At 67.5% G+C, this 581-nt stretch carries 1 protein-coding gene; it reads left to right on the forward strand.

Translation table 11 applies throughout. The annotated features are described in order from the left end of the window. Positions 1-405 (forward strand): helix-turn-helix domain-containing protein (locus E2C06_RS39060; RefSeq protein ID WP_206664861.1); only part of this gene is annotated, 405 nt, incomplete at its 5' end. Between the last annotated feature and the right edge of the window lie 176 nt (positions 406-581).

The following is a 581-nucleotide window of genomic DNA, read 5'->3' on the forward strand; positions in this document are numbered from 1 at the left end:
CCACCGCATCACTGCCACGCATCCCCACCCCGCTCGCTGCCAGGGGCAGGGAACCATGCAGGCGGCATCGTCACAACGAATTTCAGCAGCCTGCTAGAAGAGGACATGCGCTCCGGCCGACCGCCGACCTACACGGCCGAGGAGCGGAGCGCGGTGATCAAGGCCGCCCTGAGCCGGCCGTCTGAGTTGGGCCTGCCCTTCGCCTCGTGGACCCTGGACCGCCTGGTCGCCTACCTCGGCGAGCAGGGCATCGGCATGCGGCGCAGCCGGGTCAGCGAGGTGCTCCTTGCCGAGGGCCTCAAGTGGCGCCAGGAAGGTTCGACGTATACGTCGAACGGGTTTGGCGCCCGGGTCGATCCCGACTTCGCCGAAAAAAGGCTAGGCTGGCAAAGCTGGCTGGCCTGATGCGTTGAAGGAGACGTCATTGGCGGCTCTTGGAGGCGCAAGATGGCCAGGGTGTCGGCTCGGCAGCGGCCGGAGCGGGAGCGGGTTCTGGTTCCGGTCCGGCGGGAGTGCCTGGGATGCGGCAGGCACATGCGCCTGCGCTATGAGAACCGCCGTCATCTGGTGATGCTGTCTGG

It is taken from the genome of Dankookia rubra, assembly GCF_004355005.1.
Classification (GTDB): domain Bacteria; phylum Pseudomonadota; class Alphaproteobacteria; order Acetobacterales; family Acetobacteraceae; genus Paracraurococcus; species Paracraurococcus ruber_A.